Origin of the sequence: Arenicella sp. 4NH20-0111, from assembly GCF_040366405.1 — a bacterium.
GTDB lineage: Bacteria > Pseudomonadota > Gammaproteobacteria > Arenicellales > Arenicellaceae > Arenicella.
Window position 1 is genome coordinate 70,782 of sequence record NZ_BAABWF010000012.1, and the last position, 19,848, is coordinate 90,629.

General features: G+C 46.8%; 14 protein-coding genes. 9 read left to right on the plus strand and 5 right to left on the minus strand.

Annotation, left to right across the window (positions count from 1 at the left end):
• Positions 1-21 precede the first annotated feature (21 nt).
• Positions 22-2,706 carry a penicillin-binding protein 1A gene (locus ABWW54_RS18320; RefSeq protein WP_353414429.1) on the plus strand — a complete coding sequence of 895 codons (2,685 nt, stop codon included), beginning with the start codon at positions 22-24 and terminating at the stop codon, positions 2,704-2,706.
• A gap of 118 nt (positions 2,707-2,824) precedes the next feature.
• Here ABWW54_RS18320 and topA read toward each other — a convergent pair whose 3' ends face one another.
• The 4 genes from topA to ABWW54_RS18340 all read right to left on the minus strand — a co-directional run bounded on the left by topA (position 2,825) and on the right by ABWW54_RS18340 (position 8,696).
• Positions 2,825-5,539 (minus strand): type I DNA topoisomerase, encoded by a 2,715-nt coding sequence (gene topA, locus ABWW54_RS18325; RefSeq protein ID WP_353414430.1) that lies wholly within the window; start codon positions 5,537-5,539, stop codon positions 2,825-2,827.
• A gap of 314 nt (positions 5,540-5,853) precedes the next feature.
• Positions 5,854-6,327 carry a Smg family protein gene (locus ABWW54_RS18330; RefSeq protein WP_353414432.1) on the minus strand — a complete coding sequence of 158 codons (474 nt, stop codon included), beginning with the start codon at positions 6,325-6,327 and terminating at the stop codon, positions 5,854-5,856.
• A 41-nt stretch (positions 6,328-6,368) separates the two neighbouring features.
• Entirely contained in the window at positions 6,369-7,490 is a 1,122-nt protein-coding gene (gene dprA, locus ABWW54_RS18335) for a DNA-processing protein DprA (protein WP_353414433.1), read from the minus strand.
• Positions 7,491-7,574: 84 nt separating this feature from the next.
• A complete protein-coding gene (locus ABWW54_RS18340; protein WP_353414435.1) occupies positions 7,575-8,696 on the minus strand; it encodes a LysM peptidoglycan-binding domain-containing protein in 1,122 nt (373 codons plus the stop codon).
• A 599-nt stretch (positions 8,697-9,295) separates the two neighbouring features.
• Between ABWW54_RS18340 and def the strand changes: the two genes are divergently transcribed.
• From def to ABWW54_RS18380, 8 genes are read left to right on the plus strand one after another with little or no spacing between them, the layout of a single operon-like run.
• Positions 9,296-9,796 (plus strand): peptide deformylase, encoded by a 501-nt coding sequence (gene def, locus ABWW54_RS18345; RefSeq protein ID WP_353414437.1) that lies wholly within the window; start codon positions 9,296-9,298, stop codon positions 9,794-9,796.
• A gap of 24 nt (positions 9,797-9,820) precedes the next feature.
• On the plus strand, positions 9,821-10,747 hold the full coding sequence (fmt, locus tag ABWW54_RS18350) for a methionyl-tRNA formyltransferase (protein ID WP_353414439.1): 927 nt from the start codon (positions 9,821-9,823) through the stop codon (positions 10,745-10,747).
• A gap of 9 nt (positions 10,748-10,756) precedes the next feature.
• A complete protein-coding gene (gene rsmB / locus ABWW54_RS18355; RefSeq protein ID WP_353414441.1) occupies positions 10,757-12,070 on the plus strand; it encodes a 16S rRNA (cytosine(967)-C(5))-methyltransferase RsmB in 1,314 nt (437 codons plus the stop codon).
• A gap of 60 nt (positions 12,071-12,130) precedes the next feature.
• Complete coding sequence (locus tag ABWW54_RS18360; protein WP_353414443.1) at positions 12,131-12,610, plus strand: DUF4390 domain-containing protein; 480 nt, start codon at positions 12,131-12,133, stop codon at positions 12,608-12,610.
• Positions 12,589-14,841, plus strand: coding sequence for a sensor histidine kinase (locus tag ABWW54_RS18365; protein WP_353414444.1), 2,253 nt, complete (start codon positions 12,589-12,591; stop codon positions 14,839-14,841). The genes ABWW54_RS18360 and ABWW54_RS18365 overlap by 22 nt, the downstream gene beginning before the upstream one ends.
• Before the next feature lie 26 nt (positions 14,842-14,867).
• Positions 14,868-16,253, plus strand: a complete 1,386-nt coding sequence (locus tag ABWW54_RS18370; protein WP_353414446.1) for a sigma-54-dependent transcriptional regulator — start codon at positions 14,868-14,870, stop codon at positions 16,251-16,253.
• Positions 16,253-17,632, plus strand: coding sequence for a Trk system potassium transporter TrkA (gene trkA / locus ABWW54_RS18375; protein WP_353414448.1), 1,380 nt, complete (start codon positions 16,253-16,255; stop codon positions 17,630-17,632). The genes ABWW54_RS18370 and trkA overlap by 1 nt, the downstream gene beginning before the upstream one ends.
• Before the next feature lie 3 nt (positions 17,633-17,635).
• Positions 17,636-19,087, plus strand: coding sequence for a TrkH family potassium uptake protein (locus ABWW54_RS18380; RefSeq protein ID WP_353414450.1), 1,452 nt, complete (start codon positions 17,636-17,638; stop codon positions 19,085-19,087).
• A gap of 54 nt (positions 19,088-19,141) precedes the next feature.
• Here ABWW54_RS18380 and ABWW54_RS18385 read toward each other — a convergent pair whose 3' ends face one another.
• Positions 19,142-19,483 (minus strand): DUF2853 family protein, encoded by a 342-nt coding sequence (locus tag ABWW54_RS18385; RefSeq protein WP_353414452.1) that lies wholly within the window; start codon positions 19,481-19,483, stop codon positions 19,142-19,144.
• Positions 19,484-19,848 lie beyond the last annotated feature (365 nt).

The window sequence follows — 19,848 nt, forward strand, 5'->3', positions numbered from 1 at the left end:
TTGAATAAGTCTAAGCTCTGGTTGAAAATCACGACCGCCCTAAGCGCCCTTACTTGCCTTGGGCTATTCATCGGCACGTTCGTAGTATTGGAGTTTGCAAAAGGGCTACCCGATGCCGACGGCATCCGCGAAATTGAACTTAAAGTCCCTCTGCGTGTCTTTTCTTCGGATGGCCTATTAATCAGCGAGTTCGGCAACGAGCGGCGCATACCCATCGACTTTGAGGACACGCCACAAGCGTTGATCAACGCGGTTTTAGCCAGTGAAGATGACAACTTTTTCAATCACTTAGGCATCGACCTCTTTGGTTTGGTGAGAGCTGCACTCGCCAATTTCAGTAGCGGACGCTCCGGTCAAGGCGCGAGCACAATCACCATGCAAGTGGCTCGAAACTTCTATCTCACGCCCGAGAAAACCTACACAAGAAAAATTAAGGAAATTTTGCTAGCGATACGTTTAGAGCAAGTCCTAGACAAAGAGGAAATTCTGTCCCTCTATCTGAATAAAATTTTCCTTGGCCACCGCGCCTATGGTTTTGGAGCGGCCTCCGAGGTGTATTACGGAACCACATTGGATCAACTGAGCCTGGCCCAAATCGCCATGTTAGCGGGGCTGCCGAAGGCGCCATCGAGCTACAACCCTCTCAGAAACCCCGAAAGAGCAACAATCCGACGCAATTATGTCCTAAAGAGAATGAAATCTCTGGAATGGATAACCGAATCCGCCTATTCCGACGCGGTAGACGCACCTGTGACGGCCGAAAAGCATGCGCGTGAAACCGGGCTAAACGCCCCGCACATCGCTGAAATGGTACGCTCACAACTCACCGAGCAATATGGTGAAGGCGCTTACTGGCAAGGACTTAACGTGTACACCACCGTTGAATCCGACAAACAGGTGGCCGCCACTAACGCACTTAGATCAGGATTGAGGGCCTACGATCGCAGACACGGGTTCAGAGGCCCAGTAGGGCACATTGATCTGAGCGAGCTTGAGATAACAAATGAAAACGCATCTGAGTTATACGAAGATGCGCTAAGAGAGTTCCCAGGCAGCCAAGAACAGAGTCCCGCACTAATACTTGGCTTTTCAAACGAAAATGATTCATTTCTTGCAAGGATATGGTCGAGAGACAGCGGTTTTACCTCAATAGACCTGAAAGAAGCTAAATGGGCTAAAAAGCACATTAACGCAAATAAAGTGGGCCCCCCTGTTACCGCATGGGATGATTTATTCAAAGTCGGTGACATCGCCTATGTTGCCCCAGCAGAGGACAAAGATGCATCAACGAGCGAACAAAAAGAGCCTAACCGCTGGGTTCTATCGCAAATTCCCGACGTAAGCGGCTCTATTATTTCTCTTGACCCGTCCAATGGTCGAATTATCTCTCTAGTTGGAGGATATGATTTCTTCCTAAATAAGTATAACCGCGCTACTCAGTCAATTCGTCAACCAGGGTCTAACATTAAGCCATTTATTTACTCGGCATCACTGGAGAAAGGCTTTAGCCCTGCAAGCTTGATTAGCGGCGCTCCTATAGTGCTTACAGACCCGACTCACGGCACCAGATGGAGACCTGAAAATTACAGCGGCAAGTTTTTTGGCCCTACTCGCATGCGGGTTGCGTTGAGTAAGTCGATGAACTTAGTTTCGATAAGACTACTTAGGGCAATCGGAATCCCATTCGCGCGAGATTACGTGTCTCGGTTTGGAATCGATTTATCTCGTTTCTCAAGCACACTCACCATGGCACTCGGGTCTGGCGGCGTTAAGCCCATTGAAATGATTTCCTCATACGCTGTCTTAGCAAACGGCGGATACAAAATTTCACCCTATTTCATAGAGCGCATAACAGACAGATCCGGAGCGGTCATTTTTGAGGCTCCCCAGCCCACCTATTGCGACGAATGCATTCTAGACTACCTGCCAAAGCCTGAAATCGAGCAACCAGAGGTCGAGCCGGATTTTGCCCTAGACGTCGATGAACCATCCAACCAAGACCAAAGCCTAATCACACTCGAGGTGTCAGAGCAAAAAGAGAGTTTAGACATTGACGCTAACACCTACCCGGCACCACGCGTAATGACACACGCAAATAATTTCATGATCGTCAGCATGTTAAAGGATGTGGTAAAACGAGGGACGGCGCGCAAAGCGCTAAGCCTTAATCGCCCCGATATTGCTGGAAAAACAGGCACCACAAACGATTACGTCGACGCGTGGTTTAGCGGCTTTACTTCTAACGTTGTCACCACAGTTTGGGTTGGATTTGATCAACCCAGCTCCATGGGTAAAGGCGAAGCGGGCAGCTTGGCTGCGCTGCCAATTTGGATCGATTATATGAAAGTCGGCCTAAATGGAGTCGAAGTAGATCGAGACGTTATCCCTCCGTACATTGAAACAGGGTTCGTCGATCGCAACAACGGACAAAGGACAGACGAAAGCAATCCTAGCGCAACTGCTGAGTACTTTACGATTGAAAATCTAACGCCAGAATACACGCTTATGGAAAATTTCGTCGACAGCATGCTGGGCGACACAAGCAGATCTTTAGAGATCAGCGATGAAGGCGCCGATGTGATTGGCGAAATGTTAGATCAAGATAGCGACTTTGAAGAGCTAGACGACGCACTCATTCTTGATGACCCAACTCTGCCTGAAGAAAGAATCATCGAGTCTGAAGAAGACACGGACGGTCTGTTTTAAATACAAGCCAGACAATGATCGTGAGCCACACTAGACTAAAGAGGCTTGCTGTAAACTCACGATCAGTCAAATTTAATAACCCTTTTGGGGCTAGGTCGAAGCCGAGTCGAGCCCGAGCCTAGACTTTTTTACTTACTTTCTTTTTAGCTTTTTTCTTTGCTTTCTTTTTAGCCGCTTTTTTCTTGGCTTTTTTCTTTACCGTCTTCTTGGCAGTGACGACCCACTTGCCTCCTTCATAAAACGCTTTCCACCCCGTCGCTTTACCTTCTTCTTCAGACTGAACGTAGATTTCTTTGGTTTTACGGCTATAACGAATAACGGTAGGCAGCCCATCATCATCAGCGACTGGAGCCATAAATAAGTAATTATATTTACTGTCTATCTCGTCTTTATGTGGCAGTATTTCCGCGACCAGAGGTGCGCGTGTCTCACGGTTTTTTGGAAAACCACTTGCCGCCAAGAACATGCCCGATGCGCCATCCCTCAAGACATAATGATCATCCACCTTTAAGCATTTGAGCTCCGGCATCTGCACTGGGTCCATTTTAGGCGGCGCTGCCTCTCCATTTCGAAGCAACTTTCGAGTATTTTTACACTCATCATTTGTACACCCAAAATACTTGCCAAAGCGACCATTCTTAAGCTGCATTTCACTGCCACACTTGTCGCAGTCCAGCACAGGCCCTTCGTAGCCCTTAATTTTAAATGACCCTGCTTCTATTTCGAAGCCGGAACAATCTGGATTATTGCCACATATGTGCAGCTTACGCTTTTCGTCCAGCAAATAGCCATCCATTGCGGAGTTACAAATACGGCAATGTCGCTTCAAAATCAGAAGCTTTGCTTCAGCCTCGTCATCCTCATCAACGTTAACAGCCTCATCACCTGATACCAAATTCATAGTGGATTTGCACCGCTCCTTTGGCGGCAAGGAATACCCTGAACACCCTAAAAACACCCCTGTGCTGCCCGTGCGAATTTGCATATTACGACCACAGGTGCCGCATTCAATATCGGTTTCCGTCGGCGAGTTCGGCCTCATCCCACCGTCATCATCGTTCTCGGCTTTCAATAGGGTTTGAGAAAAATCACTGTAAAAACTATCCAGCAAATCACGCCATTGACGCCGCCCCTTTGCGACGTCATCCAGCGCTGCTTCCATATTGGCTGTAAAGTCGTAATCCATGAGATCTGTAAAACTCTCTACCAATCTTTCGGTTACGATGTCGCCCATTTTTTGAGCATAAAAACGTCGTTTCTCTACATTGACATACCCACGATCCTGAATCGTCGAAATGATCGCTGCATAAGTCGAAGGGCGTCCTATACCGCGTTTTTCCAACTCCTTAACTAAACTAGCTTCTGTGTATCTGGCAGGCGGCTTAGTAAAATGTTGTGATGGCAACAAGGACGTCAAATGCAATACCTCACCAACCTTCATAGCAGGCAAGACGCCATCATCATCGCCTCTACTCATCGGAGGCTGAACCTTCTGATAACCATCAAAGACCACAACCCTACCACGAGTTCTGAGCTCATAGTCTCCGGCATTAATAGTGACGCGAGTACTCAAAAATTTAGCAGGCACCATTTGGCAAGCAACGAATTGGCGCCAAATCAACGTATAAAGCCGCTCAGCGTCGCGATCAACATTACTAATTTGCGTTGGCTTAACATTAACATCTGAGGGCCTAATCGCTTCGTGAGCATCCTGAGCACCATCCTTGCTCGAATAAGATATGGGTGCACTAGGCAAGTATTTTTTTCCGAACTCAGAATTGATGTATCCGCGACAGTCGTCCACAGCGGTCTTACTCAAATTCGTTGAGTCAGTACGCATATACGTTATATAGCCTGCTTCATACAGCCGTTGGGCCAGCATCATGGTTTTCTTAACACCGAAACCCAACCGCGTGCTCGCAGCCTGCTGAAGTGTCGACGTAATGTATGGGGCCGTAGGTTTAGTACTGGTTGGACGCTCATTAACGTCCGATATTATAAATTGTTCATTCTCAAGCTCGGCAACTGCTGTCGAGGCTTGCTCCTCATTGACTGGCCGGAAGGCAACGCCTTTGTGGTTTTTAACCTCGAACTTCACGTCATTTTGATTGCCGGTTTTTAGATCGGCAAATAGATCCCAATACTCCTCAGGAATAAACGCTCTAATTTCGCGCTCACGCTCAACAACCAAACGCAATGCAACCGATTGAACGCGACCAGCAGACAATCCTCGAGCAATTTTTGCCCAAAGTAGCGGGGACACCATGTAGCCTACAACACGATCAAGAAAACGCCTCGCCTGTTGGGCATTTACACGGGCCATATCCACTGGCCCAGGATTTTCAAAGGCTGCTTGAATTGCCGGCTTTGTGATCTCATTAAACACAACCCGTCGATATCGAGCGGGATCTCCACCGATGGCTTCTTGAAGATGCCATGCTATTGCCTCTCCCTCTCTGTCCATATCAGTCGCGAGGTAGATGGTGTCTGCATTCTTGGCCAAGCTAACCAACTCATCCACAACCTTTTCTTTACCAGGCAAGATTTCATATCGAGCGGACCAGTCACTATCAGGGTTAATCCCCATCCTTCGAATCAACTGCGCTTTGGCCTTCTTTTTTCGATGGATCACCTTATCTTCTGGTGACAGCTTGCGAGTAATGGCTGCTTGTCGAGCCCTTTCTTTCGGGTCTACGTTTTTTTTATCGCTACCACTGGTAGGTAAATCACGAATATGGCCAACGCTGGATTTTACAATGTAGTCGCTCCCAAGATACTTATTGATCGTTTTCGCTTTCGCTGGCGACTCCACAATCACTAAAGATTTACCCATATTAGTATTCTATTTCTATTTCCAAAAAAGGTTGTAACTTATCATCGCTCTCTCGAGCCCTTAATTACCATAACCGAGTTTTCATCAAGATAACAATACCTTTATTGGGGTATGCATTATTTCAACTCAAGGCCAGATAATCTTGAATTACAGCGTTTCTCCAATCCAAAAGCAGGCATGATGCGAGAAAAGACGGCAAATTGGAGGCCACATAAGCGGCGCGAGTATCCACTCATTTTATGGTTCGAGCAAGCACTACAAGTGTAAACTTTCCATATTTAACGCTTTGAGTGCCTACCTAACAGCGATAAACGCTAATGAATCAACGGCACGAGTCCGTCCCCAACAATGCTTTCTGCCCACTCAGAAATTTCTTCGAAACCAGGCTGATTACTCAATACCATCAATACCACCCATTTAATATGATCGATATTTATATCCTTGGAATCGAGTGCAAGCACGCGGTCGATCACCATTTCTCGAGAATTAAGATCTAACACACCAGTATTCACTAGGCGTGTAATAAGCGCCCGGCCTTCTATGCCTAGCCGATCTTGTTCAGGCTCAGAGTAATGTCGAACTAACGTTGTGTTTTTGACGTTAAAAGGCGTTATTGATTCTTGCTCACATACGATAAGTAGCTCTTCTAACCACAAAAAAGCTTTGTCAATTTCTGATCCATCAAAACCTGCGCCGAGCAACTCTTCTTCAATTTCTGAATGATCGGCATCCCACTCCATACCATCGGCAATGTAGTTTTCAAAAAGATAAACCAGCACTTCTAACATATCCTCTTTCACTATTACCTCACCACTCTATATTTACCGAGCTAAATTGTTTTAATGTAACCACCTTCAATAGTTTTTGCTACACAACCATTGAGCTCTAACTCCAATAGAATGGCCGAAACTTCCGCAGCCGTCAACGAAGTCTTCTCCACGATCGAATCGACACCAACTGACTCATAGTCCAACACTCCCATGACTGTCGCCTCTGCTTTAGTTAAAGACTGCGTTGAACTGTGCACCTTCTTCTTTACCACCGACCTTGAGAAACAATACGATGAGAGTTCAGTAGACAGCTGCTCGAGCACTTGATCGGCAGAGCAAACCAATGAAGCCCCCTCACGAAGCAATTTATGCGAACCGATGTACTGAGCACTCACAGCGGGCCCAGGTACGACCAGCACCTCTCGATTTTGATCTACCGCGTGCTCGGCGGTGATTAACGTTCCACTGCGCCGCGCAGCCTCAACAATCACCACCCCCTCGCTCAACCCACTCACTAGGCGATTCCGATCTGGAAAAGAATACTTTGTTGGTCGAAAACCTAAAGGGTATTCAGACAAGACAAGCCCCTTATCAGCGACCTTCTCGAAAAGGCCCTTATTCTGATTCGGGTAAATAATATCCAGCCCCGCCCCCAAGACAGCAATAGTGGGTCCGCAAGACGATAGCGCAGCCGCGTGCGCCACTCCATCAATGCCCAACGCAAGCCCACTAACAACGGACACCCCGGCCACTGCGAGCTCACTTGAAATATCTGAAGCCGCTCTCACTCCGACCGGAGTGGGGTTTCTAGAGCCTACAATGGCGACACAGGGTCCATCGAGTAAATCCAGATTGCCTATGGAAAAGAACCCCAAAGGAGGATCGCTGATCTCTCTCAGCAATCGTGGAAACCGGCTATCTAGCCTGTGCACAAATTCACAACGATCACCGCTCAACCACTGTAGATCACGATTAAGATCTTGCTCCCTCACCAGTGGCGCATCTCTGGGCTTTCCAACCACAGCATACCGCTCTCCATCAGTAGCCCGCAATACATTGAGCGGCCCGCCAAAAAAAGCTAACAACCTGTTTTTTTGTTTACGAGACCACCTTCTGTCTCTAATGAGACTCAACCAAAACCTAACATCACTGTGAACAACATCCGTGTTGCTAATCTTCATTTCACTTGCCCTCCAATGGCATTGAACTAACTGTCTCTACTCACATCCGTGTAAGTATTACTCTACTAGTAAGACGACTCCGTTTTATTTCTTGGGACTGATGAATATATCGCCCGGCGTTACCTGTTGAGACGTATCAGTAATAAGCGCATAGCTTACTTTCTCAAACGTTCTAAACACCAGTGCCAGCCCAATTTTTTCCTCGGGAATCTCATAACTTTCGCCATTAAACGGATCTTTACGAGTCTGTTTTTGACTTAAAATTCTGAATACATCTCCGGCACTAACACCTTCCCTTTCCCCCAAATTGACGGCTACAACTGACATTGCACCCAATTCGGTTGCTTCATTTTCAGTAATTAAAATCATGCCTCTCAGCTCATCATTATCAGGAGCTTTAGGGTAGAAGAAAGGCAAAGCCTGTTCTTCATAAATGGGTCTCAATCTGTCTCTAACGCCTGCATCCGTGTAAGTTTTAGTCAATACCAAACGAGACACATCATCGCCTCGGCGTAACATATTCGCATCGCCAACATGGACAGCCTCAAAACCCAATGCCTCTTTACTCACTGGATCGACGAAAGTTCTGCCGGGCCGGAAAACGCGGAAAGAATCAGCATCTTCAGCGACTGCCCTCGCATAAACTTGGTCGTACTTTCCTGCGACCAAACGGTTGTCCTTCCCTTGCACGATATACCCAGCCTGCTCTAACTCTTTAGTGTTAGTAACCAGAGGAGAGTTTATGTACGCTTCAATAGCACTGGGGTCAATGGGTGGTATCGCATCCAGAAAGGACGTTGCTCTGGGTTCTGGCGACAACTTGACGGTTTCCCGTCGAAGAGCCCGCAAACTGGGGCGACCGTCAATGAACGACAACACCAATACATCGCCTGGATAGATCAAGTCAGGATTTTCTACCTCAGGATTTCCTTTCCAAACTTCAGGCCAGCGCCAAGGGTCGCTCAAAAATCGAGACGAAATTCCCCAGAGTGTGTCCCCATCGACCACGGTATAGCGATCAGGGTGCCCATCAACTAGGCCTGCTGTATCGGCTGATACGGCAAACGTCCCAAAAAAGGAGGTCGATATGGCCAAAAGCAATACGCGCGCGGATCGTTTAAACCTTTCAATTCGCCCTCCCATTTTGGAGTAAAAACGTTCTGCCTGGGCAGGCTGGGTAGTTATGCTTGAGTTATCAATATTCATTTTTATCATTCTTATCATGCGACTGTAATTAATCAAAAGTGCATTTTTTGCGCTCTGCTGAACGCCAATCTACCAATCACGACAAGTAGTTATCCAAAACGCGTAAACTGTATTGGCATGCTCGCTTGCATAATTCATAATACGGTCATCAATCAACTGTTTTAAACAGTTTAACCTACGGCCTTTACAATATCTTCGCGTGCAGTCATATTTCGCATTATCACTGGATCGTCGTGCATAAGACAGGTACCAAATACGTATCTAGTTACAACATACAATTCATTTTAATACATCATTCATCGGCACATACGTTTGTATCATAACAACGGCCTGCTTAATGACTTTAAAAAAGCGAAAACATCACCTTTTTAGGTTAGTTGTAAAGCAGCGCAGTTGCACAATCTACCCTCAAACACCCATTGTTATGGCTTTTAAAATACCATAAAGCGAATCATTAAGAACCTCGGAAAAGACTAAAACCATCTTATCCGAAATTCAATAATCACAGCTAATTTAGCATGTTACGTAAATAATGTAGAATGTAGTTTACGTTATTTTTAGCTTAAACAGTAACCATTAAAGAGATTTAGTTGCCTGCTATGGCCATTTTAGAAATTCTTGTATATCCGGATGAGCGTCTGCGCAAGATCGCAGAGCCAGTTGAAAACGTCGATAAATCAATACAAACCCTGGTCAATGACATGACTGAAACAATGTACGATGCTAATGGCATAGGGCTTGCGGCCACTCAAGTTGATGTCCACAAACAAGTCATTGTCATGGATCTATCTGAGGAGCGCAATGAATCGCGGGTGTTAATAAATCCAACGATCATCGAAAAAGACGGAGAGCAAATTTACGATGAAGGCTGTCTCTCAGTGCCCGAGTATTATGCCCCGGTTAAAAGAGCCGAGCGGATAAAAATCACGGCCCTTGACGAGCAAGGAGAAATATACGAACTCGAAGCCGATGGGCTACTGGCTGTTTGCATTCAACATGAAATGGACCACCTTGCTGGGAGAGTCTTTGTTGACTATTTATCTCGACTGAAACAGGACCGTGTTCGTAAAAAGTTGGTTAAAAGAGCCAAATCAGCCTAGACATCACAACGGTAAGACATCCTGATGAACATACTATTTGCGGGCACTCCTGACTTTGCAGTACCCGCGCTTAAACTATTATTCGAAGAACACGCCATACTGGGCGTTTTCACCCAGCCTGACCGCCGCTCTGGACGTGGAAAAAAAATAACACCGCCACCCGTCAAAGTAGCCGCTCAAGAATTAGGGCTGGAGGTACATCAGCCGTCCAGCCTGAAAGATCAGGCTGCATTGATTGAAAGCATCAAACCCGATGTAATGATCGTTGTCGCCTATGGCATGTTATTGCCACAATCTATCCTCGATATCCCAAAACACGGCTGCATCAATATTCATGCCTCTCTGCTGCCCAGGTGGCGAGGCGCAGCGCCGATTCACAGAGCAATAGAAGCCGGCGACACAGAATCGGGAGTCTCTATTATGCGCATGGAGTTAGGATTAGATACTGGCCCGGTCTACCAAATGCTTAAGACACCAATCGCGATTGATGACACCACAACAAGCCTGCACGACAGGCTTGCTCAATTGGGCGCAAAAGGGGTTTGCGAAACTCTGCGTCAAATTAATCAAAACCCGTCGCTCATTCCTACACCACAAAACGATGAATTGGCTTGTTACGCAAAAAAGATTTTGAAAACCGAAGCCAACATCGACTGGTCGCTAAGCGCGACCGAAATACAACAAAAGATTCGTGCATTTATTCCGTTCCCCGTAGCGCAATGCCACCATAATGATACTCGAATCCGAGTCTGGCGAGCCTCTGTCGCAGACGGCCAGAAAATGGGCGACGAAATCGGAAAAGTAATTTCCGTCTCCGACGAAGGAGCTATAATTCAGTGCGGCAAAGGCTCACTTCTTTTACAAGAACTACAACGAGACGGCAGTAAAGCGTTGAGCTGGAGAGAATTCGCCAACGGCTACCAAATCGGCGCAGCCGACACGCTCGCTTAAAAATAGGTTATGCACAAAAAATCGAACAAACAATTAAACAGTAGAGCCGCTGCCGCGAAAGTTTGCTGGCAGATCATTGATCAAGGCCGCTCGCTGGATTCCGCATTAAATGACTACATCGCAAACCAGCAACCCAGCGTTAAGGACAAGGGGTTCGTGCAAGAAGTGGTTTATGGCGTCTGTCGTTGGTACGGCGAACTTGATCAGGTATCTAAAAAGTACTTGCGCTCACCTATTCGTAAGAAAGATCGTGTGGTGCACTTCATTTTATTGGTAGGTTTTTACCAGTTACGTCATCTACAAACGGCCGATCATGCCGCCGTAGCGGAGACGGTTCAGGCTTGCAAACAGTTGAATAAAGTTTGGGCGAAAAAACTCGTTAATGGCTGCTTACGTAACCATCAACGTAGCCCTGCTGAAGTTTCAAATCCTATAAACCTTAGCCATGGTGAATGGCTTCAAGGCCAAATAATAGAAGCATGGCCAAACCACTCCTTGGCAATCATGCACGCCAACAATCAACGACCTCCAATGTGCTTAAGGGTGAATACCACCCATCAATCAAGAGACGACTACCTTGAAAAGCTTGAAAAAGCGAAGATAGCCGCGACTATCGATCAAAGCTCCCCCGACGGAATAATATTAGGTCAGCCTGTTAGCGTGAACAAACTCCCAGAATTCAATGTTGGCGCGTGTTCAGTTCAAGACACGGCAGCACAGTTGGCGGCGCACATACTTGAGGCCAAACCAGGAGACACTATCTTAGACGCCTGCGCAGCACCAGGAGGAAAAACCGCTCACATGCTTGAGCGAATGGAAAACAAAGGACTAATGCACGCGCTGGATATCTCTGAAAAACGATGTGAGCAGCTGCATGAGACTCTAGCCAGACTCTCATTTGATGCGTCAGTCTTTTGCGCGGATGCCACACTCCCACCCACTTGGTCGCCTCCGGAGCACGGGTACGACAAAATTCTCATTGATGCACCTTGTTCAGGACTGGGAGTCATTCGACGTCACCCAGATATAAAACATCACCGAAGAGCGGACGATATTCAAAAACTAAACGCAATCCAACAGAAACTAATCGAAAATTTGTGGCAACTTTTAAAACCCGGTGGCACCATGCTATACATGACCTGTTCGATCTTGCCCTCTGAAAATGACCATCAAATCAAACGATTTTTGTCTTCCAACAAAGAAGCGCATGCCGTTGCCGTTGCCCACCCATCTGCACTGAGTTTAGAACACGGAGTTCAAACGTTGCAAGGCGTTCACGCAATGGATGGTTTCTACTATGCACTACTGCAAAAAGCCTCCTAAAGTAGGGCCATACCGACCATGACGTTAAGCCGGAAATGTGTCGTACCCTTCACTTTGGCCATGTCTTTATTCACCCAAGGTTTTTTTCCGGCCGTTGCGGAACCCGGTATTGAGCACTCGGTCGAAGGTCCCGTCATAGAACTGTCTGCACATACGTTGGAAGCCATTGATAGTGGAGTCAGTCTCACTTTCAAATGCGACTACGCAATAATAAAAAAATGGCTGTTTATGAAATGGCCAGAACAGAGAAAGAAACACCAGTTTGTCATCAGCAAACACGCTTTATCCGACCGTTACCTGGTTCACATTGACGATAAGGCAACGCCTTATATATTTCGATCCAGTTCTCAAGGGGTCGCATTCATAGGCAAGTCTGCGCAGAACCTATTCTACGAATACGTGCGTCAAGACCCTGAGACTCAACTGCGGATCTCTTTAAGCAAATATGAACTTCCTGCACCCATTCGACTGAGTGCGTACACGTCAAAACAATGGAACTTTGATTCCGGGTGGGCTGCATGGAAATCCGTAGAGCAATAAAAGTACTAACTCACCCGGCGCTGGTAACCGCCGTAAGCACTCTATTTTTGTTTGCCTTATGTTTCCTTATAGTACGCAGTTTGAGCGACGATAGCTTAAGTCAAAGTCAACTGTCGTGGATCGCTATCCTGGGCATGGCTGGCATTTTGGTTTTAATGCTGCTCCTAGTCATCAATATCTATTACCTCGTTAGGCAATTTTCAAAGGGGGAAATGGGCTCGCGCTTGACCGTTAAGTTAGTCTCAATCGTTCTATTTTTAACCCTGATTCCATTCTCACTGCTTTACTACTTCTCAATTCAATTTCTTAACAAAGGAGTGGACAGTTGGTTTGACGTTCGAATTGAACAGACCATCCAAGACTCTTTACTCTTAAGTCAGTCAGCTCTAGAGGGGCTAAAAGAAGAGATAACCGCGGATGTTGAAGGCTATGCCAACAACCTAATCGGCGGCTTGGCGGGAGGAGGCCTGCTTAGAAACCTTGACGAGCTCAGAGAGTTAGAAGGCTATTCCGAGCTATCACTGTATCGAGATGACGGACGTGTTATCGCTTTTTCAAGAGAAAACTCCTCAAACCTACTACTCAGCCCTCCGTCAGAAGAGGCTTTTTCTGAGTTACGACTAAATCAGACCTTCACGCAACTGGAGACCTTATCAGCGGATGTTCAACAATTCAGAGTCGTGGCCCCTATTCCCGCCAATGAACTCGGCCGGCAGTTTTACGGACTACAAGCGATTAAAGTTCTACCATTGCGTTACGCAACATTAGCCAGCAGCGTCGAATCGGCCAATAAGCAATACAAACAAATGGTGTTCGCTCGCGGCCCTCTTAAGTTTGGCTTAGTGGTCACGTTAAGCCTTATTTCGCTAGTCAGCCTATTGTTTTCCATACTCACTGCGGTTTATTTATCCCGTCGCCTTGTCGCTCCCATTTCTAATTTAGCCGCGGGAACTCAGGATATTGCTGAAGGCAATTATGGGGCGCAATTGCCAGTCACCACACGGGATGAACTCGGTATATTAACCAACTCATTTAATAATATGAGCCGCAAGATCGACGATGCCCAACAAGCCGCGCTTGCCAGCCAAACCGAAACAGAACAACAAAAAGGCTATCTAGAAACCGTACTCACGAACCTATCCTCTGGCGTATTCTCGTTTAATAGTAGCAAGCAACTTGAGATATCCAATAGTGCTGCCGCGGAAATTTTGGGCTTGGACCTCAGTGAGGCACTTGGAAAATCTCCGCTAGACCTAGCAACACAGCAAGATCACAGTAAGCGATTCTTCGAACTCATCAACCTCGGAATTGATTCTGGGCAAGAACAGTGGCAAGACGAAGTCAATCTTCTGGGAACTCATGGGCGACAAATGCTAATCGTTCGTGGCAGCCAATTGCGACACGCGTTCTCAAATGAAAACGCTAAAGCAACCTATGTGATCGTATTTGACGACGTTACTAACCTAATTCAAGCTCAACGAGACGCCGCGTGGGGAGAAGTCGCTAGAAGGCTGGCGCACGAAATTAAGAACCCGCTCACACCTATTCAACTATCCGCAGAACGAATCAAGCATAAATTGACCAATCATGTTGATAACGAGCTTCAAGAAACGTTAGACCGGAGTACAAGAACCATTGTTCAGCAAGTCGAATCAATGAAAGAGATGGTGAACGCGTTTTCCAGTTACGCCCAACCTGTCAGGGCAAAACTGGCACCTTTGGACCTAAATCAACTTGTTCGCGATGTGGTTGAGCTGCATGTATCAAGCTTAAAAGACATTGAATTAACACTCGACTTAAGTGAAACCTTGCCCGAAATAAAAGCCAACTCTAGCGCCTTGAGGCAGGTCCTTAACAATCTTCTTATTAATGCCTGTCACGCAATTGAGAGCGTGTGCGTGTCCGATAGTAGCCACAAAGGTCAGATACGAGTTAGGACGTCAGCAGCGGAGCATGTTGCTGGACAGTACGTAGACCTAGTCATTGAAGACAGCGGAGAAGGCGTACCCGATGACATCAAAGAATCCCTATTTGATCCCTACGTCAGCTCAAAGGCCAAAGGTTCAGGCTTGGGCCTTGCCATTGTCAAGAGAATTGTTGAGGAGCACAGTGGCTCAGTGTGGTCAGCCGATAGCCTTTTAGGCGGCGCAACCATGCAGGTGCGTTTACCAATCAACGCGATGCAAACATATCGTGGCAATCGAACACAAAATCCCTTACAGTCCGATTGATGTAAGGCAATCAGGCCAAATAGATAATGCCAAATACCAGCGCGCACATATTAGTCGTCGACGACGAGCCAGACATACGAAATATCTTGCAGGATATCCTGCAAGACGAAGGTTACTCTGTCAGCGTAGCTGAGAATGCAGAACAAGCTCGCATCAGGTTTAAGGAAGATCAACCTCATTTGGTTATGCTGGATATATGGATGCCAGGAGAGGATGGCATGAGCGTACTAAAGCATTGGGTTGAGACCGAACAACTCCAGAACACACCCGTCGTGATGATTTCGGGCCACGGGACCGTAGAGAATGCCGTCGAAGCGGTGCGCTTAGGAGCCTATGATTTTTTGGAGAAGCCTCTATCAACGGGAAAACTTCTGCTAAGCGTTGAGCGTGGCCTTGAGAATGCGTCCTTACGTAGAGAAAATCAAAAACTGAAATCTCGCTTGAAGAGCGACGACCCCATGATCGCCAACAGCGATGCTAGCCGAGAACTCATGCGGCATATTCAATTGCTTGGTCCGACTGATAGCTGGGTCTTCATCACCGGCGAATCAGGAACTGGAAAACATTTGGTCGCCAAGAAAGTTCACGAAAATAGTCCTCGAGCTGAAAATGCATTCGTCGAATTGAATTTGGCCGCCATGCCAGCAGAAAATGTAGCTCAGGCACTTTTCGGCAGCGAGCACGGTGGTAATGTTGTGCTCGGGCGATTTGAAGCGGCAAAGGGCGGAACATTGTTTATCAATGAGGTCCTAGACCTAACGCTCGAAACACAAAACAAGCTCTACAGCGCCCTGCAAGAACGTCAGTTTTTGCGGGTTGGCGGCACCCAGTATGTAGAACTGGATGTCAGAGTTATTGTCACGACCAGTGGCAACCCTCAGAACGCGGTGAGTGAAGGCTTGTTCCGAGAAGATCTGTATTACCATTTAAACGTTATCCCAATAGACGTCCCACCACTAAGACAACGTAAACAAGATTTACCAGAACTAATTGCTATGTTTATCGAGGGTGTCGCCCAAAAAACAAACGCGCCTGCGCCGGACATCACCGTCGCCGCTCTGCAGTGGTTAACCGACTTTCATTGGCCAGGGAATGTGCGTCAGCTGCAAAATATTGTCCAGCGACTCATCATTCTGAATATGGGCAAAGTGATTGATGTAGCTCAGGTCGAAAGCGCTCTGGGCGGCGACGCGAATATTAAGCCCGAAGGCGTGAGTAATGAAATGCCTGATTATTTTGACCACGATATGCGTTCCGCAAAAGAAAGTTTTGAAAAAGCCTATTTGTCGTACCACCTAGGTAAAGTCGATGGAAACGTAAGTGCCTTGGCGAAAAAAATTGGCTTAGAGCGAACACACTTGTATCGAAAGCTGAAAAACCTAAACATTAATGCAAAAGACGCTAAAAGCTGATGAAAATTCTTATTTTAGGTGCTAGTCAAGTTGGCATATCCATTGCCGAAGTGCTGGTGGGTGAAGAGAATGACGTCACGATTGTTGATGTTGATAAGCGAGCGTTACAACAACTCCAGAACAGACTCGATATTCGCACAGTCGCAGGCAACGCGGCACACCCGTCTGTATTACGAGCCGCCGGGGCTGAGGATGCTTCGTTAATTCTTGCGGTCACCAATAATGACGAAGTCAACTTGGTTGCTTGCCAGATCGCTGAGGCATTCTTTTCCACGCCCACAAAAATTGCTCGTTTGAGGTCTAAAGAATACTTAAACAATGATGAATTATTTTCAAACGAATCTGGATTCCATGTCGATGTTGTCATTTCACCCGAAGTAATTGTCAGAGATCACATCGCAAGACTGATCGAGTTCCCTGGCGCTCTTCAGGTCTTGGACTTCGCTGACGGGCTCGTCCAACTGGTCGGAGTGAAAGCCGTATTGGGTGGTGCTCTGATCGACTGTCCTTTAAGTGATTTAAAGTCCCACATGCCTGGAATAGAGACACGGGTGGCAGCAATCTATCGAGATGGCGAGATAATCACGCCTAAATCCGAAACAGAAATTCAGACAGGTGATGAGGTTTTCTTTGTTGCAGCCCGTCAACACATTCAAGCTGTAATGCAGGAGATGAGGGGGAAAACCAATAAGATAAAACGAATATTCATCGCCGGCGGTGGCAACATTGGACTAAACCTTGCACGCGAGCTTGAAAGAAAAGGCTACAGCGTCAAACTCATCGAATTCGACGTCAAACGCGCAGAAGCCATTGCGGACATGGTCAGTAGTACCGTCGTTCTGAACGGAGATGCCGCTGACGCTAGCCTCTTACTGCAAGAAAACATCGAGAATGCCGATGTATTTTGCGCCGTCACCGAAAAAGATGAAATCAATATTCTATCCGCTAACCTTGCGAAACGGTTAGGAGCCAAGCGTGTCATGGCGCTGGTAAACCGCCCTGCCTTCGTTGATCATTTGGATCACAGAGACATCAATGTCATTGTATCACCCCGAGTGGCGACCATCGGAAGCGTACTCGCCCACATCCGAAGAGGAGACGTGGTCGCAGTACACTCACTACGTCGAGGCAAGGCTGAAGCCATTGAAGCCATCGCTCATGGAGATGCCAGCACATCAAAAGTGATTGGTCGAGGCGTGCGTGAAATACCGTTTCCTCCTGGCACTGGTGTTGGAGCGATTGTGCGCCTTGGTGAAGTCATCATCCCCAACGTGGACACCGTTATCGAACCTGAAGATCACGTTATTATTTTCATGGACAATAAATCGTGCATCACGGACGTCGAGACCCTTTTCCAAGTCGGTGTGACTTTCATTTAACCCATGCACTACCAAACAGTCGCAAAAATACTAGGCGTATTGCTGGGAATATTCAGCGTAACGCACCTAACGCCATTACTAGTTTCAATCATCTACGACGATGGCAATTCAATGCCCTACGTCATTTCCTTCTCCGTGACACTTTTAACAGGTCTTCTTCTATGGGCGCCCAATCGTAAGCTCAAAAAAGATTTACGTTACCGAGACGGCTTTTTGGTCGTGGTTCTCTTCTGGACCGTACTAGCCACATTTGGAGCCCTACCGTTCATATTTGCCGACCAGCATAGCTTAAGCATTACTGATGCTTTCTTTGAGTCTATGTCTGGCTTAACCACGACGGGCGGAACCATTCTGGTTAATCTGGATCAACTTCCACAATCGACTCTGTACTACCGTCAGCAACTACAGTGGCTTGGCGGCATGGGAATCGTTGTCTTAGCCGTTGCAATTATGCCCATGCTCGGCATCGGGGGTATGCAGCTCTATCGGGCCGAGACTCCCGGCCCGATGAAAGACTCTAAGTTGACTCCTAGAATAACCGAGAGCGCCAAAGCGCTTTGGTATATATATCTCGGTTTAACGGTGTCTTGCTTACTTGCGTATTGGGCTGCCGGGATGACCTTATTCGACTCGATCGGCCACGCGTTTTCCACGGTTGCCATCGGCGGATTTTCAACACACGACGCAAGTCTGGGGTATTTTAATAGCCCGTTAATTGAATCAATTGCGATCATTTTCATGCTGATAGCGTCCGCTAATTTTTCACTGCATTTCTTAGCATGGCGCAACCGAACTGTGGCTCCGTACTTTAAAGACAGTGAATACCGATTCTTCCTCCTAATCGCCTGCGTCGCGACCGTCGTACTGATTCTGTTACTAATTTCTCAAAATGTATTCGCGAACAACCTAGACGCAGTTCGCTCAGGGCTTTTCCACATGGTGTCGATCATGACCACAACGGGTTACACGGCCGGCGGTTTTGCTTGGTGGCCAGGAGCCCTCCCAGTCATGCTGATCTTATTTAGCTTTATGGGCGGCTGTGCTGGGTCGACAGCAGGCGGAATGAAAGTCATGCGCATTCAGTTAATGTACAAACAAGGTCGAAAAGAAATTGTCAGATTAGTGCATCCTAATGCCGTGTTGTCGATCAAGACGGGTGGCCAAGTTATTAGCGAAAAAGTCATTAACACCGTCATGGCCTTCTTTTCAATGTATATGTTGAGCTTTGCTATGACCGGATTTGCATTGTGTCTGGTTGGTCTTGATTGGGTTACTGCGTTTTCAGCCGCGGCGGCATGTCTGAATAACTTAGGTCCTGGACTGGGGTTGGTGGCTGACAATTACGCTCAAATTAATGACAGCGCAAAATGGATTCTTTCCTTTGCTATGCTACTTGGTAGGCTCGAGCTATTTACCCTGTTAGTTTTGTTCACCACTACATTTTGGCGTGACTAAGCGAGCGTAAAAAAGGCCGCTAGTTGCGGCCTTTTAAAAGTCTTTAAGTAATCATTACTTATATAAAGAAGCTTTACGAAAATGCTTTACCAACAAATAATAAACAACAGCACGATATTTGTTGCGATTTGAACGCCCATATTTCTCAATAACGGCTTGAATGCCTTCATCCAGTTTAGGGCCGTCTTTCAATCCTAGCTTTTTGATCAAAAAATTCTTCTTAACGCGGTCCAGTTCCTTAGGATCTCCGGCTGAAACAGTCGCAGCGTCCTTATTATAAATTGATGGGCCGCAGCCTATAGTGACAGCGGTCAGTAATTTTTTATCTACTTTTTCTTCACACTTAGTTTCCAAATCACCGGCATACTTGGCAATCAATTCTTCACGTTTACTCATCAAATGTCTCCCATGGTTTAGCGGACGGGAAAGGAAATTATTTTAACCTCACCCACAGATTCCGGCTGTTTAAACGACACAACCGCCTCGACATTAACGCAACAGTGTAGAAAAATAAATTACTATTCGTACAAATTAACGCTTCGTTTCAATTAAACAAACTTAATCAATAGCAATTAGTCGCGCAAAAGTCAGGTCTAAAGAGTCACACACACGATCACAACAACTTTGTTAAACTAACAAAATACGAAGGGGGCTTCACCATGAATCGCAGAACTCTAATTTTTGCATCAGCGGCTACCATGCTCGGTGCTGCCAGCTGGCTCAGAGCACATAATCACGTTGACGACGAAAGCGCCGACGCC

What these genes read in the sequence shown, in the direction of transcription:
- topA (WP_353414430.1), bottom strand. Translation starts at nt 5,539, where the DNA reads ATGGGTAAATCTTTAGTGATTGTGGAGTCGCCAGCGAAAGCGAAAACG.
- dprA (WP_353414433.1), bottom strand. Translation starts at nt 7,490, where the DNA reads ATGAAGATTAGCAACACGGATGTTGTTCACAGTGATGTTAGGTTTTGG.
- def (WP_353414437.1), top strand. Translation starts at nt 9,296, where the DNA reads ATGGCCATTTTAGAAATTCTTGTATATCCGGATGAGCGTCTGCGCAAG.
- ABWW54_RS18370 (WP_353414446.1), top strand. Translation starts at nt 14,868, where the DNA reads ATGCCAAATACCAGCGCGCACATATTAGTCGTCGACGACGAGCCAGAC.
- ABWW54_RS18385 (WP_353414452.1), bottom strand. Translation starts at nt 19,483, where the DNA reads ATGAGTAAACGTGAAGAATTGATTGCCAAGTATGCCGGTGATTTGGAA.
- ABWW54_RS18380 (WP_353414450.1), top strand. Translation starts at nt 17,636, where the DNA reads ATGCACTACCAAACAGTCGCAAAAATACTAGGCGTATTGCTGGGAATA.
- fmt (WP_353414439.1), top strand. Translation starts at nt 9,821, where the DNA reads ATGAACATACTATTTGCGGGCACTCCTGACTTTGCAGTACCCGCGCTT.
- ABWW54_RS18330 (WP_353414432.1), bottom strand. Translation starts at nt 6,327, where the DNA reads ATGTTAGAAGTGCTGGTTTATCTTTTTGAAAACTACATTGCCGATGGT.
- trkA (WP_353414448.1), top strand. Translation starts at nt 16,253, where the DNA reads ATGAAAATTCTTATTTTAGGTGCTAGTCAAGTTGGCATATCCATTGCC.
- rsmB (WP_353414441.1), top strand. Translation starts at nt 10,757, where the DNA reads ATGCACAAAAAATCGAACAAACAATTAAACAGTAGAGCCGCTGCCGCG.
- ABWW54_RS18360 (WP_353414443.1), top strand. Translation starts at nt 12,131, where the DNA reads ATGTCTTTATTCACCCAAGGTTTTTTTCCGGCCGTTGCGGAACCCGGT.
- ABWW54_RS18340 (WP_353414435.1), bottom strand. Translation starts at nt 8,696, where the DNA reads ATGAATATTGATAACTCAAGCATAACTACCCAGCCTGCCCAGGCAGAA.
- ABWW54_RS18365 (WP_353414444.1), top strand. Translation starts at nt 12,589, where the DNA reads ATGGAAATCCGTAGAGCAATAAAAGTACTAACTCACCCGGCGCTGGTA.